Source organism: Streptomyces sp. NPDC001100, from assembly GCF_053598575.1.
Genome location: NZ_JBSFKO010000032.1, coordinates 13,285 through 25,901 on the forward strand (window position 1 = coordinate 13,285; position 12,617 = coordinate 25,901).

The window sequence follows — 12,617 nt, forward strand, 5'->3', positions numbered from 1 at the left end:
GCCGAGCGCCTCGGTCAGCCCTCGTCCGGATCCCCCGCGAGGGCTCGCGCCTTCGCCAGGTCCTCCTCGTCGAACCCGATCCGTCCGGGCTGTCCGTGCACCTCGGCCTGCGCCTCGATCCAGCGGGTGTGGGCCTCCCAGGCGGCCTGCTTGCTCATGCCGAGCGCGGCCCCGATCTGCGTCCAGGAGGCACCGGCCTCGCGGGCCGCGCGGACGGTGAGCTGACGGCCGTAGGCGGCCTTGCGGGCGACGACCTCGCTCAGGGCGAGCAGTTCCAGCGTCTCGGCCTTGTCGAGCGCCTCGGCGTCGCTGCCGAAGCCGGCGAGGGACTCGCGGGTGCGGAGATGGTCGAGACGGGCGACGGCGGTGAGCAGGGTGTGCTCGGGTTCGATGCCCTGGGGTGTGGTCATGGGTTCAGCGTTGCGTCAAGGCCACTTGACGTCAAGAGGGCCTGACGGCAGCTTCTTGGTGAGGAAGGTGCAGGGGTCCGCGCACTCGTGGACGTTCCCCTCGCGGTCCAGGTAGGACCAGCGGTCCACGTAGTCCGTCAGCGGCCGGTAGCCGAGCCGCGCGTAGAGGGCGGCGGCCCGGGGGTTGTCGGCCGCGACCCCGAGACCGAGGACCGTGCCGCCGCGCTGCCGGGCCAGTTCCTCGGCGCGCCGGATCAGCGCGCCGCCGATGCCGCGCGAGCGCAGTCGCGGGGGCCATACGGCGAGACCGTTGAGTTCCGGGCAGCCGGGCAGCGCCGCCCGCACCTCGGGCGCCGCGCAGCCGTCCCAGATCACCTCCGCGTGCCCGACGGGCCGGCCGTCGATCCAGGCGACGAGATAGGTGCCCCCGCCCGCCTGCTGCCGTGCGAACCGCCGGGCATGGGACGAGGCGCCCCCCGGCGAGCCGATGAACTCGTCGAGCGGCGCCACGTCGGCCGCCCCGCACACGGCGATCTCCATACGTCCGACGGTAGCCGCCGCCGTACGCCCACGGCCCCCGGTTTTCCCGGGCGCCGGGACAACAGGGACCGTAGGAAAGGGAGTTGGATCAGCTCCAGCTGGCGTGCAGGGGCTTGCCCTCCGCGTAGCCGGCCGCGCTCTGGATGCCGACGACGGCCCGCTCGGCGAACTCCTCCAGGGAGGCGGCCCCGGCGTAGGTGCAGGACGAGCGGACGCCCGCGATGATCGAGTCGATCAGGTCCTCGACGCCCGGGCGGGCCGGGTCGAGGAACATGCGGGAGGTGGAGATGCCCTCCTCGAACAGCGCCTTGCGGGCGCGGTCGTAAGCCGACTCGTCGGAGGTGCGGTTGCGGACCGCGCGGGCGGACGCCATGCCGAACGACTCCTTGTAGAGGCGCCCGTTGGCGTCCTGCTGAAGGTCGCCGGGGGACTCGTACGTGCCCGCGAACCACGAGCCGATCATCACGTTCGACGCACCGGCCGCGAGCGCCATGGCGACATCGCGCGGGTGGCGGACACCGCCGTCGGCCCACACGTGCTTGCCGTACTTCTTCGCCTCGGCGGCGCACTCCTTGACCGCCGAGAACTGCGGCCTGCCGACGCCGGTCATCATGCGCGTGGTGCACATCGCGCCGGGGCCCACACCGACCTTGATGATGTCGGCGCCCGCCTCGATCAGGTCCTTGACACCCTCGGCGGCGACGATGTTGCCGGCCACGATGGGCACCTGCGGATCCAGGGCCCGCACCTGCCGGATCGCGCTGATCATCGACTCCTGGTGTCCGTGCGCCGTGTCGATGACGAGGGTGTCCACGCCCGCGTCCAGCAGCTGCTTGGCCTTCTGCACGAAGTCGCCGTTGATGCCGACGGCGGCGGCGATCCGCAGCCTGCCCTCCGCGTCGACGGCGGGCGAGTACAGCGTGGCGCGCAGCGCGCCCTTGCGGGTGAGGATGCCGGCGAGCCTGCCGTCCTTGTCGACGGCGGGGGCGTAGCGGCGGTTGGCGCCGTCCAGTCTGTTGAAGGCCTCGCGCGGGTCGATGTCCGCGTCGAGCAGCAGCAGGTCCCGGGACATGACCTCGGCGAGCTGCGTGAAGCGGTCCACGCCGTTCAGGTCGGCGTCGGTGACGACACCGACCGGGCGCTGGGCCTCGTCCACGACGACACCGGCGTTGTGCGCGCGCTTGGGGAGCAGGGCCAGGGCGTCGGCGACGGTCTGGTGCGGGGCCAGCCGGATCGGGGTGTCCAGGACGAGGTGGCGGCTCTTCACCCAGGACACGACCTCGGTGACGACCTCGATCGGGATGTCCTGCGGGATGACGACGAGCCCGCCGCGCCGGGCCACGGTCTCGGCCATGCGCCGGCCCGCGATGGCGGTCATGTTGGCGACGACCAGCGGGATCGTGGTGCCCGTGCCGTCCGGGGAGCTGAGGTCCACGCCCTGACGGGAGCCGACCGCGCTGCGGCTCGGCACCATGAAGACGTCGTCGTACGTCAGGTCGTACGGGGGCTGGATGTCGTTGAGGAAACGCACGTGCTGCACATCCCAGTCGATCGAGGTGACCCCCGGACAGGTCAGCCAGGGGGAAGAGCACGTACTTCATTGTCCCATGTCGGGCGGAATGCCATGCCTCGGATCATCATCCAGGCAGGTCACGGGGTCTCTGGAGGAATGTCCAAGGAGCGGGTGATTCATGTGCGGGCAACCTTCGGGACGGTTCGCGCATCGAACATGCATGGCTCTCCACCGCACGGTCCTCGCCGCCCTGGCCCTCGTCCTGGCAGCCGGACCGGCGGCCGTGGCCGCCGATCCGTCTCCGCGGCCGACCGAGATCTTCGCGTCGATCGAGGCGGACGAGCGGATCGACGTCGGGTCGGCGGCGCAGTCGGTGCGTGTGGTCTGGGCGTTCTCCAACAGCACGGGGGACGCTCCCGTGCCCCCGCGCCAGACGTTCGTCATCGATGGCCGGGGGCTGGCGGGCATCGCGACGATCGCGGTCGCCGACCCGAGGTGCACGGCCAACGGGCAGGTCTTCACGTGCGTCAACAAGGACCTTTCCCAGCCGATGAACCTCGACTTCACCGTGCAGGCGGACACGGGCGCCGCCCTCGGCGCCACCGGCACGATCAAGTACAGCGTCTCCGACGGCCACGACCCCGGCGCCACCGCGCGGACGAAGGTGGTCGTCGGCGTCCCGAAGCTGGTCGTCGGCAAGGTCCCCGCCATGGCGCACGTCAGAACCGGGTCCCGGATCGGCCTGCCGCTCCGGCTGCGCAACACCGGCGACCTGGCCACCGACCGGCACATCGTGCTGCGCTGGGAGTCGAAGGGCGGTCTGGACTTCGACCGGAGGTTCTCCAACTGCGGCTACAGCGTCGGCTCCGACCTGGTCGCACCCGACGGCGGGACATCCGTCACCTGCGTGTTCACGGCCCCCGTGGCCGCGGGGGCCACCGTCGAGCTGAGCAGCCCGCTGACCGCCACGGTCGGGGAGCAGGTCATGATCAGCGTGACCGACTACTGGGCCGAGTTCCTGAAGCCCGGCGACCAACCCGTCATGGGCACCGAGCCGGGCACCGGTCCGGCGCTCACGCTGGTGCCCGCCTCCGGGGCCGGCGCCGGTTTCGAGCGCGGCACCCAGGGCCGGGTCGGTGTCTCCGCCGACAACTCCGCGGATCTGGCGGTCGCGGCCCGTGCGAAGCCCGGCCCGCGGGCGCACGAATGGACGCTGGACCTCCACGCCGTGGACCACGGCCCGGCCTCCGTGTACGGGACCGACGACGAGTCCGTCGCCGTGGTCGACGTCGTCCTGCCCGAGCACACCGTCGCGACCGACTACCGGCACGCCGAGTCGGAGGACAGCGTCCACGGCCCCTGTCTCCTCTGGGACGGCGACACCGGGACGGCACCTTTCGAGGCGGGCCACCGTCGCTACGTGTGCACCGTGCCGTACGGCATCGCCGTCGGCGGGAGCCAGGAGTTCGGACTGTCCGTGAAGACGGACAAAAACTACGACGGCGCCAAGGGCACGGCGACCGTACGCCCCGGCCCGGCCGGCATCCCCCTCCACGACCCGCACGGCTCGAACGACAGCGTCACCTTCGCCTTCGGCGCACCGGCCGACACCGGCGCGGACCGCACCGCACTCGTCGCCTGCGCGGCAGCAGGGGCCGCTCTGCTGGGCGGCACGTTCCTCGCCGTCCGCCGCGTCCTCCGCCGCCGCGGGCGTTCCCTCTAGGACAAGCGATCAGTACAGGAACCGGTGCAGCGGCGCCGACTCGGTGAGCAGCATGGTGAGCCGGTGGGCGAGCCGCTGCCACGCCTCGTCCTGCCCGTAGGTGAGTCTCACGTCCTCGTCGCCGTCGGCCGCGTCGATCGCCGCGAAGAGGGTGGCCGTGTCGGCGTCGGGCGTGAGGTCCACCAGGGACAGCACCCGCGCCAGCGCGCCGACCAGGCCCACGGCGGTCTTGTCGGGCGTCAGGACGGTGCCGCGGACCGCGGCCACGACGCCCGAGGGGTCGGGCAGGTCCGGCGGCGCCACCAGGAGCCCGGACAGCTCGCGCAGCAGCGCGTAGAGCAAGTCCGTGTCGTCGGTGGGCAGTTCGACGATGCGCAGGCCCTCGTGCTCCCAACGCCCGTTCGGCGTCCACACCTTGGGGCCGCGCGCCACCGCCTCGGCGAGTGTCTCCCGCACCCGCCGGAAGACCACGAGCCCGTCCGCGAAAAGCGCGTGCCCACCGGCTGCCCGCGCGGACTCGGCCAGCGGCGCCAGCAAATGCTCCTCCACCCGGTCGCACTGCGCGTCGAGATCCGGATCCACGACCACGAGACGCACCGACGTGCGCTGCTCCTGTTGCTCCATACCGACCACTCTGCCAGCCGCCTCGGACAATGGGCCCAGGGCCTGTCCGGCGGATCAGGTCGCAGGAAACTGACAGTGCTTGCTCAGCGCCGGTGAGTGGGGCCTGGTGCGTCCAACTGCAAGGCGGAGGAGGGAGGCGACGCGGTGGGGGCACCTCGGCCGAAGGCTGGGGGACGTCGGCGACCGACGACAACGCCGCTGGGGGTCCCCCACGCCTTAAAGGCAGTGGGAGAGGGCGTGCCAGGCCCCGCGTCTGCGGCATGATCCGCCGGACAGGCCCTAGCGTCCGGCTCCGCCGAGGGCGAGCACCACGGACAGGTCCGGCGTCCGGTCGACCGCGTCACCGAAGACGTCGACCGCCGTCTCCCACTCCCCCGGCCGTGCCTTCGCGTACGCCCGCCAGTTCCGTACGACGACCAACAGGCCCTGCTCCACGGCCTCTTCGGGCCACACGGTGTGGTCGCCGAGGCTGTCGGCCAGGGCGTCCCAGTTGCGGCCGAACCAGTCGGGGAGCCGGAGGGCGCGAGCGACACCGTCCATCAGGCCGGCCTTGTCCGTGACCCCTTCGAGGTCGAGGGTGACCGCGAGCTGCGTCATCTCAGTACCGTCCTGAACGACTTGTAGTGATCATCGGTGTAGTAGATCTCGCCGCCCTGCCCGGTGACAATGCGCCGGGCCCCGCGATCGCGCGAGCCCGGCGTCCGGACGGTGTACTCGTGGTAGTAACCGCGCTTCTGCTCCGGCAGCAGCTTCTCGTAGTTCCCGAAGACGACCCCGTCCTTGGCGTACGGGAAGGGGCCGCCCCGGTCGATAAGGGTGATGGTCTCCCGTGCCTCGGCGGGGAGTTGGGACACCTTGACGGTCCCCGTGCCGCCACTCGTGGTCGTGGACGAACAGCCGACCGGCAGCAGTACGGCCAGACAGAGGAGAAGAACCCGGAAGACGAGAGGCACTCGGGAGACGAACCGCAGCAGCATGCGCCCGATGCTGCCACGGCCGTCCCCGTAGGAGTCGTTGTCAGGGCCGTCCCGTACGACCCGCTGCCGGAACCCTCGGATCCCCTCAGATCCCGTCGGGGTCCGTCCGGCCGAGCGCCGACTTGGGTGGCGTGCCGGCCGTCATCAGATAGTCCGCGGCAGCGGTGTCCGTCACCAGGCTGGTGACCAGACCGGACCGCAGCACCGCGTCGATCGCCGCCGCCTTCCGCTGCCCGCCCGCGATCGCGACGACCTCGGGGATACGGCGCAACTGGTCCGCCTTGACGGTGATGCACCGCTCGCCCAGGTCCCGGCCGACCCGGCGGCCCTCGGCGTCGAAGAGGTGCGCGGAAGTCTCGGCGGCGACACCGAGGGACGAGTAGTGGGCCCGCTCCTCGTCGCTGAGCATGTCGTACACCGTCGAGATGCCCGGCTCCCAGGAGCCGATGGAGACACACGCGACCGTGACCTTGTCGAAGTACTCGAAGGCCCGGGCGATCCCCGTCTGGTGGCGCAGCGCCTCCGCGGTGGCCGCGTCCGGCAGCAGCATCGGCGCGTAGATGGGGTGGGCGTCGCCGCCCGACACCTGCGCGGCCCGCCGTACCGCCTCGACCGAGCCGCGCTCGGCGGTCCCGGCGTCGTACACGCCCGTCAGCTGGACCACCGTGCAGGGCGGCAGCCGGTCGAGGGCCGCCGCCATGTGGATGGTGGACCGGCCCCAGGCGAGGCCGAGCACATCGCCCTCGTTGACCAGCTCGCCGAGCAGGTCGGCCGCGACCTCACCGAGGTTCTCGGGGTCGGGCGACTCCTCGCTGACCTCGGCCGGGGACTCGACCACGACGGCGTGCCTCAGGCCGTACCGGGCGCGCAGCGCGTCCGAGCGCTCCGCGTCCAGCTCGGCCGGTACTCGGATCTCGATGCGTACGAGATCCCGTTCGAGGGCGGTCTCCAGGACCCGGGCCACCTTGAAGCGGCTGACGCCGAACTCCTCCGCGATCTGGATCTTGGACTTGCCCTCAAGGTAGAAGCGGCGGGCCATGGCCGCCGCCTGCACCAGCTCTGCGGGTCCCATCCGCATGGCTGACCGGCCCGCCGACATACCCGACACGGCGATCTCCTCACTGCTGTTCACACTCTGGATTCGCCGTTCATCCTTGCAGATCCGGCGCTGTTGATCAGCCTCGATGGCCGCCGTTCACATACCTGCCGCTCAGTGGTCGCACGCCCAGGATGCCTTGCTCACGACCCCTTCCGCCTGCGTGCGCAATGCACGTACCGCCGCGGCCGGGTCGGATGCCCCGTAGACCGCCGAACCGGCGACGAACACATCGGCGCCGGCCTCCGCGCAGCGCTCGATCGTCGAGGCCGAAACCCCGCCGTCGACCTGCAGCCACAGCTCCAGTCCGTGCTTCCTGATCAGCTCACGGGTACGGCGGATCTTCGGCAGCATGATGTCGAGGAACGACTGGCCACCGAAGCCCGGCTCCACCGTCATGATCAGCAGCATGTCCAGCTCGGGAAGCAGGTCCTCGTACGGCTCGATGGGCGTCGCCGGCTTGAGTGCCATGGAGGCGCGGGCGCCCTTGGCCCGAATCTCACGGGCGAGCCGCACGGGGGCGGCGGCGGCCTCGACGTGGAAGGTGACGGAGGAGGCACCCGCCTCGACGTACTGGGGGGCCCAGCGATCGGCGTCCTCGATCATCAGATGGCAGTCCAGCGGGGTGTCCGTCGCCCGCGCCAGCGACTCTACGACCGGCACGCCGAGCGTGAGGTTCGGGACGAAGTGGTTGTCCATGACGTCGACGTGGAGCCAGTCGGCGCCCTCGACCGCCTTGGCCTCCTCGGCGAGGCGGGCGAAGTCGGCGGACAGGATGCTGGGGTTGATCTGCACGGCCATGCCCCAAGCCTGCCATGTCCCGCGGGGGTTAGCGGCATCGGTCGGTGGCGGAGGAGGCGGGGTGCGGGTACGGGGTCGCCGCACCCGCTGCGAGAATCCCTCCCTGAGCGAAGAGGGAGATGGCATGGGACAGCCGTTCGGCTCCTATCAGAACGAGATCTACTTCAACGGGCTCGGCGGCATCGTGCCGTCCTACCCGATGGCTTTCGCGGAACTGGAGGAGAGGGCGAGCGCGGCACTCCCGCCCTCCGTGTGGTCCTACGTCGCGGGCGGCGCCGGCGACGAACGCACCCAGCGCGCCAACGTGACCGCCTTCGACCACTGGGGCCTGGTCCCCCGGATGTTCGTCGGCGCGGCCCAACGCGACCTGTCCGTCGACCTGTTCGGGCTGAAGCTGCCCTCCCCCGTCTTCATGGCGCCCATCGGTGTCATCGGCCTCTGCGCCCAGGACGGGCACGGCGACCTGGCGACCGCGCGGGCCGCCGCCCGAACCGGCGTGCCGATGGTCGCGTCCACGCTCACGGTCGACTCGCTGGAGGAGGTCGCGAGCGAGTTCGGGGAGACCCCGGGCTTCTTCCAGCTCTACACCCCCACGGACAAGGACCTCGCCGCGAGTCTCGTCCACCGCGCCGAACAGGCCGGCTACAAGGGCATCGTGGTCACCCTGGACACCTGGATCACCGGCTGGCGCCCCCGCGACCTGTCCACGGCCAACTTCCCCCAACTACGCGGCCATTGCCTGGCCAACTACACGAGCGACCCGGTCTTCAGGTCCCGCCTGACCCGCACCCCGGAGGAGGACCCCCAGTCCGCGGTCCTCCTCTGGACGCAGCTCTTCGGCAACCCCCTCACCTGGGACGACCTCCCCTGGCTGCGCTCTCTCACGGACCTCCCCCTGATCATCAAGGGCGTCTGCCACCCCGAGGACGTGCGCCGGGCCAGGGACGGGGGCGTGGACGCCGTCTACTGCTCCAACCACGGCGGCCGCCAGGCCAACGGCGGCCTCCCCGCCCTCGACGCCCTCCCGGCCGTGGTCGAGGCCGCAGACGGCCTCCCGGTCCTCTTCGACTCCGGCATCCGCAGCGGCGCCGACATCGTCAAGGCGATCGCCCTCGGCGCCACCGCCGTCGGCATCAGCCGCCCGTACGCCTACGGCCTCGCCCTCGGCGGCACGGACGGCATCGTCCACGTCCTGCGCTCACTCCTCGCGGAGACCGACCTGATCATGGCGGTCGACGGCTATCCGACACCGGCGGACCTCACGCGGGAGGCACTGCGGCGCGTCCTGTGACCCTCAGGTCACCCGGTCCTGCGAATCAGCGCCAGATACATCGCGTCGGTCCCGTGCAGATGCGGCCACAGCTGTACGTCGGGGCCGTCGCCGAGGGCGGGGACGCCGGGGAGGAGTGGGCGGGCGTCGATCAGTTCGGTGTGCGGGTACTGCTTGAGGAGGTCGTCGACGACTGCCCGGGTCTCGGCGAGGTGCGGTGAGCAGGTCGCGTAGCCGACGACACCGCCGACGCGCACGGATTCCAGCGCGGTGCGCAGCAGCCCGCGCTGCAGGGGCGCGAAGCCGTCGAGGTCCTCGGGCCGGCGCCGCCAGCGGGCCTCGGGGCGGCGGCGAAGCGCGCCGAGCCCGGTGCACGGCACGTCCATCAGGACCCGGTCGAAGCTGTCGGGCCGCCACGGCGGCCGGGTCCCGTCGGCGGCGATGACCTGGTACGGCCCGGGGTTCCCGGCGAGCGCCTTCGCCACCAGGCCCGCGCGGTGCGGCTGCTTCTCGGAGGCGAGGAGCGTCGCCCCGCGCTCGGCGGCCACGGCGGCGAGCAGCGCGGCCTTGCCGCCGGGGCCGGCACACCCGTCGAGCCACCTCTCGTCCGGCCCGTCGAGCGGCGCGTTGGCCAGCGCGAGGGCGACCAGCTGACTGCCCTCGTCCTGCACCCCCGCCCGGCCCTCCTTCACGGCCGCCACGGCCCCGGGCTCGCCGCCCTCACTGAGGCGCACGGCATACGGCGACCAGCGCCCCGGCAGCGCGGCCTCCTCGCGCAGCAGCTCGTCGGTGGTGGACCGGCCGGGCCTGGCCACGAGGGTCACCTCGGGCCGTTCGTTGTCGGCCTCCAGCAGGTCCTCGATCCCGGCACGGGGGCCGCCGAGCGAGTCCCACAGCGCGGAGACGACCCAGCGCGGGTGCGAGTGCACGATGGCGAGGTTGTCCTCGGGATCGTCGTCGTAGGGCGGCGCGACCCGTTCGACCCACGTGTCGAAGTCGTCCTGCGCGACCTTCCGCAGCACGGCGTTGACGAACTTGGCCCGCCCGTCGCCGAGGACGACCCGGGCGAGTTCGACGGAGGCGGACACGGCGGCATGGGTCGGGATCCGCGTCCCGAGCAGCTGGTGCACCCCGAGGCTCAGCACGTCCAGCACGGGCGGGTCGACCTCACGCAGCGGCCGGTCGACGCACGAGGCGATGATCGCGTCGTACGTCCCCTGCCGGCGCAGCGTCCCGTAGACCAGCTCGGTGGCGAGGGCCGCGTCCCGGGCGTCGAAGCCGCCCTTGTCGCGCGCCTTCCGGAGCAGCGGCGGCAGCACGAGGTTGGCGTACGCGTCCCGCTCGTCGACGGCCCTCAGCGCCTCGAAGGCGAGGATGCGGACGGGGTCCTTCTGCGGCCGGCGGTAGGGCTTGCCGGGCTTACGGGGTCGCGGGGACTGCTCGCTCACGAAAAAGGTGCTCCGGATTTCTGGCCGAGATGTGCCTCCAGCCTACGTCGCACCGGCCCGACCGCGCGCGGAACGTCACCCGGCGAGGGTCCCGACCGTCTCCCCCGCCCCGATCCGCGCCCCGCGCGCCCAGTCCGCCGCCCGCATCGGCTTCTTGCCCTGCGCCTGCACCCACAGCAGCTCGACGGCGTACGACCCGGTGCCCACGTACACGTTGTTCTTGCCCACGGAGAGCTCACCGGGCGCGAGGTCGGTCCGCTCCGGCACGGGCACGGCCTGGATGAGTTTCAGCCGCTCGCCCCGGAACCCGGTCCAGGCACCGGGCGCGGGCGTGCACCCGCGCACCACCCGGTCCACCCGCAGCGCCGGAGCCGCCCAATCCACCTGCGCGTCCTCGACGTTGATCTTCGGAGCGAGGGTGATGCCCTCACCCGACTGCGGTACGGCCTTCAGGGTGCCGTCCTCGATGCCGTCCATGGTCGCCGCGAGCAGGCCCGAGCCGGCGAACGCGAGCCGGGTCAGCAGGTCGCCGCTGGTGTCGGTGGGGCGGATCTCCTCGGTGACGGTGCCGTAGACGGGCCCGGAGTCGAGTCCCTCCTCGATCAGGAAGGTGGAGGCGCCGGTGATCTCGTCGCCGGACATGATGGAGTGCTGCACGGGGGCGGCGCCGCGCCAGGCGGGGAGCAGCGAGAAGTGCAGGTTGACCCAGCCGTGGGCCGGGATGTCGAGGGCGACCCGGGGCAGCAGGGCGCCGTAGGCGACGACGGGGCAGCAGTCGGGCGCGATCTCGCGCAGCCGCTCCAGGAACTCCGGGTCGCGCGGCTTGACGGGCTTCAGCACCTCGATGCCCGCCTCCTCGGCCCGCTCGGCGACGGGACTCGCCACCAGCCTGCGCCCACGCCCGGCCGGCGCGTCGGGCCGCGTGACGACGGCGGCCACCTCGTGCCGCCCGGAGGCGATCAGGGCGTCCAGTGCGGGAACGGCGACCTCGGGGGTACCGGCGAAGACGAGCTTCATGGGTGCGTTCGGGCCTCTCGGGCGGGAGTGTGCGGGCAGCGCACCAGTCTATGGCGCGCGGCCCCAGGGGCCCACGTCGGCGGACGCTCGGACGCCCGCAGCGCGCACCGGTCCACCGGGGGCGTACGCATATGCCCTTACGCCCCCGTTGCGTGACCAGCGGAGCGCACACGCGTTGGTCAAGAAAGAGTTGACCACTATGGGCCGCATTCACGCGGCCCGATCCTTTTCAACGCCGGTTCGAGAGGCTTGTTCATGGCCGACCACGCAACCCACGACGCCCAGGCTCGGGCCAGCCTGCACTTGCTGGTGCGGGACATCGAGCGGGTCCGCCGGCAGGTGGACGCACTGCGCACGCTCACCGCCCAGCTGGGCAACGTCTACCGTCCGCGCCGCTCCGGCCCGTCCACGGGCTTCGTCGTCTACGGGCGTGCTCCCGCCCCGACGGTCCGTCTCGCGCAGGAGTTGCGGGACAGTGTCGAGACCCTGGTCACGGCCGCCGTGGACTTCGACCGCTCGCTCGGTTTCTCGTGGGACGCGGTCGGCTCGGCCCTCGGAGTCACCAAGCAGGCGGTCCACCGCCGCTACGGCGCCCGCCGCGCCGCGACCCAGGCTGCGGCCGACGCCGAACGCACGACGGAGGCGGCGACCGCCCGCCCGGTCACGGTGAACACGGGCCTCCCCCCGATGCCGACCATGCCGACTGTCCCCGCCGCCCGCTCCATGCCGACCCAGCCCACAGCCGGCAGCCCCACCCTCCGCGACGAGGCCAGGCCCACAGCCTTCCCGGGCCCGCGCAACGGCTGACCCGACGACCGAACCTTGCCTGCCTCCCGGACGACAACCGGGAGGCAGCTGCATGCCGGGGGCATGGGTGGACGGAGGGTTGGGCGGACGGAGGGTCGGGGGGACGGGTGGACGCACGGCCGGGCGCACGGGTGGGCGGAGGGGCGGGGCGGGGCGGGCGGACGCCAGACGCACGGGCGGGCGGAGGGAGGGGGCGGGCGGACGCCGGACGCACGGCCAGGCCCACGGCCGGGCGGAGGTTCGGCCGGCGGAGGGCCGGGCGGACGCTCGGAAGGCCGGAAAGTCCGGAGCGCCGGAGCGCCGGAGCGCCGGAGCGCCGGAGCGCCGGAGCGCCGGAGCGCCGGAGGCCAACGGCGAGAACCCCCACAGGAAACCCCAGCCTCTCGACCGA

At 72.4% G+C, this 12,617-nt stretch carries 13 protein-coding genes; 3 read left to right on the top strand and 10 right to left on the bottom strand.

Annotation, left to right across the window (positions count from 1 at the left end; translation table 11 throughout):
* Nucleotides 1-14 precede the first annotated feature (14 nt).
* The 3 genes from ACWDEW_RS35280 to ACWDEW_RS35290 form a co-directional block, all read right to left on the bottom strand.
* A complete protein-coding gene (locus ACWDEW_RS35280; RefSeq protein ID WP_450518396.1) occupies nucleotides 15-410 on the bottom strand; it encodes a hypothetical protein in 396 nt (131 codons plus the stop codon).
* 15 nt (nucleotides 411-425) lie between these two features.
* Complete coding sequence (locus ACWDEW_RS35285; RefSeq protein ID WP_450518398.1) at nucleotides 426-950, bottom strand: GNAT family N-acetyltransferase; 525 nt, start codon at nucleotides 948-950, stop codon at nucleotides 426-428.
* An 88-nt stretch (nucleotides 951-1,038) separates the two neighbouring features.
* Nucleotides 1,039-2,481: a GuaB1 family IMP dehydrogenase-related protein gene (locus ACWDEW_RS35290; RefSeq protein ID WP_450518400.1), complete on the bottom strand. Its 1,443-nt coding sequence runs from the start codon at nucleotides 2,479-2,481 to the stop codon at nucleotides 1,039-1,041.
* A 202-nt stretch (nucleotides 2,482-2,683) separates the two neighbouring features.
* Here ACWDEW_RS35290 and ACWDEW_RS35295 point away from each other — a divergent pair, with 202 nt between their 5' ends.
* The gene (locus tag ACWDEW_RS35295; RefSeq protein ID WP_450518402.1) at nucleotides 2,684-4,186 is read left to right on the top strand and encodes a hypothetical protein; all 1,503 of its coding nucleotides are present in this window, start codon (nucleotides 2,684-2,686) and stop codon (nucleotides 4,184-4,186) included.
* A gap of 9 nt (nucleotides 4,187-4,195) precedes the next feature.
* Here the strand turns inward: ACWDEW_RS35295 and ACWDEW_RS35300 are convergent, their stop codons facing one another.
* From ACWDEW_RS35300 to rpe, 5 genes are all read right to left on the bottom strand, one after another.
* Nucleotides 4,196-4,810 (bottom strand): hypothetical protein, encoded by a 615-nt coding sequence (locus ACWDEW_RS35300; protein WP_450518404.1) that lies wholly within the window; start codon nucleotides 4,808-4,810, stop codon nucleotides 4,196-4,198.
* Nucleotides 4,811-5,089: 279 nt separating this feature from the next.
* Nucleotides 5,090-5,407, bottom strand: coding sequence for a barstar family protein (locus ACWDEW_RS35305; protein ID WP_450518406.1), 318 nt, complete (start codon nucleotides 5,405-5,407; stop codon nucleotides 5,090-5,092).
* Nucleotides 5,404-5,787 (bottom strand): ribonuclease domain-containing protein, encoded by a 384-nt coding sequence (locus ACWDEW_RS35310; protein ID WP_450518408.1) that lies wholly within the window; start codon nucleotides 5,785-5,787, stop codon nucleotides 5,404-5,406. The genes ACWDEW_RS35305 and ACWDEW_RS35310 overlap by 4 nt, the downstream gene beginning before the upstream one ends.
* 85 nt (nucleotides 5,788-5,872) lie before the next feature.
* Nucleotides 5,873-6,919: a sugar-binding transcriptional regulator gene (locus ACWDEW_RS35315; protein WP_262062317.1), complete on the bottom strand. Its 1,047-nt coding sequence runs from the start codon at nucleotides 6,917-6,919 to the stop codon at nucleotides 5,873-5,875.
* A gap of 78 nt (nucleotides 6,920-6,997) precedes the next feature.
* On the bottom strand, nucleotides 6,998-7,684 hold the full coding sequence (gene rpe, locus ACWDEW_RS35320; protein WP_359614082.1) for a ribulose-phosphate 3-epimerase: 687 nt from the start codon (nucleotides 7,682-7,684) through the stop codon (nucleotides 6,998-7,000).
* A gap of 124 nt (nucleotides 7,685-7,808) precedes the next feature.
* Here rpe and ACWDEW_RS35325 point away from each other — a divergent pair, with 124 nt between their 5' ends.
* On the top strand, nucleotides 7,809-8,975 hold the full coding sequence (locus ACWDEW_RS35325; RefSeq protein ID WP_450518409.1) for an alpha-hydroxy-acid oxidizing protein: 1,167 nt from the start codon (nucleotides 7,809-7,811) through the stop codon (nucleotides 8,973-8,975).
* A gap of 8 nt (nucleotides 8,976-8,983) precedes the next feature.
* On the opposite strand, the gene ACWDEW_RS35330 is transcribed toward ACWDEW_RS35325, so the two are convergent.
* Both ACWDEW_RS35330 and fmt read right to left on the bottom strand, forming a co-directional pair.
* Complete coding sequence (locus ACWDEW_RS35330; RefSeq protein ID WP_450518411.1) at nucleotides 8,984-10,402, bottom strand: RsmB/NOP family class I SAM-dependent RNA methyltransferase; 1,419 nt, start codon at nucleotides 10,400-10,402, stop codon at nucleotides 8,984-8,986.
* A 75-nt stretch (nucleotides 10,403-10,477) separates the two neighbouring features.
* A complete protein-coding gene (fmt, locus tag ACWDEW_RS35335; protein WP_450518413.1) occupies nucleotides 10,478-11,419 on the bottom strand; it encodes a methionyl-tRNA formyltransferase in 942 nt (313 codons plus the stop codon).
* A gap of 255 nt (nucleotides 11,420-11,674) precedes the next feature.
* Between fmt and ACWDEW_RS35340 the strand changes: the two genes are divergently transcribed.
* Nucleotides 11,675-12,226: a hypothetical protein gene (locus ACWDEW_RS35340; RefSeq protein ID WP_450518415.1), complete on the top strand. Its 552-nt coding sequence runs from the start codon at nucleotides 11,675-11,677 to the stop codon at nucleotides 12,224-12,226.
* Nucleotides 12,227-12,617 lie beyond the last annotated feature (391 nt).

Coding starts and splice junctions, on each gene's coding strand:
- ACWDEW_RS35300 (WP_450518404.1), bottom strand. CDS start 4,810: ATGGAGCAACAGGAGCAGCGCACGTCGGTGCGTCTCGTGGTCGTGGAT.
- ACWDEW_RS35325 (WP_450518409.1), top strand. CDS start 7,809: ATGGGACAGCCGTTCGGCTCCTATCAGAACGAGATCTACTTCAACGGG.
- rpe (WP_359614082.1), bottom strand. CDS start 7,684: ATGGCCGTGCAGATCAACCCCAGCATCCTGTCCGCCGACTTCGCCCGC.
- ACWDEW_RS35280 (WP_450518396.1), bottom strand. CDS start 410: ATGACCACACCCCAGGGCATCGAACCCGAGCACACCCTGCTCACCGCC.
- ACWDEW_RS35305 (WP_450518406.1), bottom strand. CDS start 5,407: ATGACGCAGCTCGCGGTCACCCTCGACCTCGAAGGGGTCACGGACAAG.
- ACWDEW_RS35285 (WP_450518398.1), bottom strand. CDS start 950: ATGGAGATCGCCGTGTGCGGGGCGGCCGACGTGGCGCCGCTCGACGAG.
- fmt (WP_450518413.1), bottom strand. CDS start 11,419: ATGAAGCTCGTCTTCGCCGGTACCCCCGAGGTCGCCGTTCCCGCACTG.
- ACWDEW_RS35340 (WP_450518415.1), top strand. CDS start 11,675: ATGGCCGACCACGCAACCCACGACGCCCAGGCTCGGGCCAGCCTGCAC.
- ACWDEW_RS35295 (WP_450518402.1), top strand. CDS start 2,684: ATGGCTCTCCACCGCACGGTCCTCGCCGCCCTGGCCCTCGTCCTGGCA.
- ACWDEW_RS35310 (WP_450518408.1), bottom strand. CDS start 5,787: ATGCTGCTGCGGTTCGTCTCCCGAGTGCCTCTCGTCTTCCGGGTTCTT.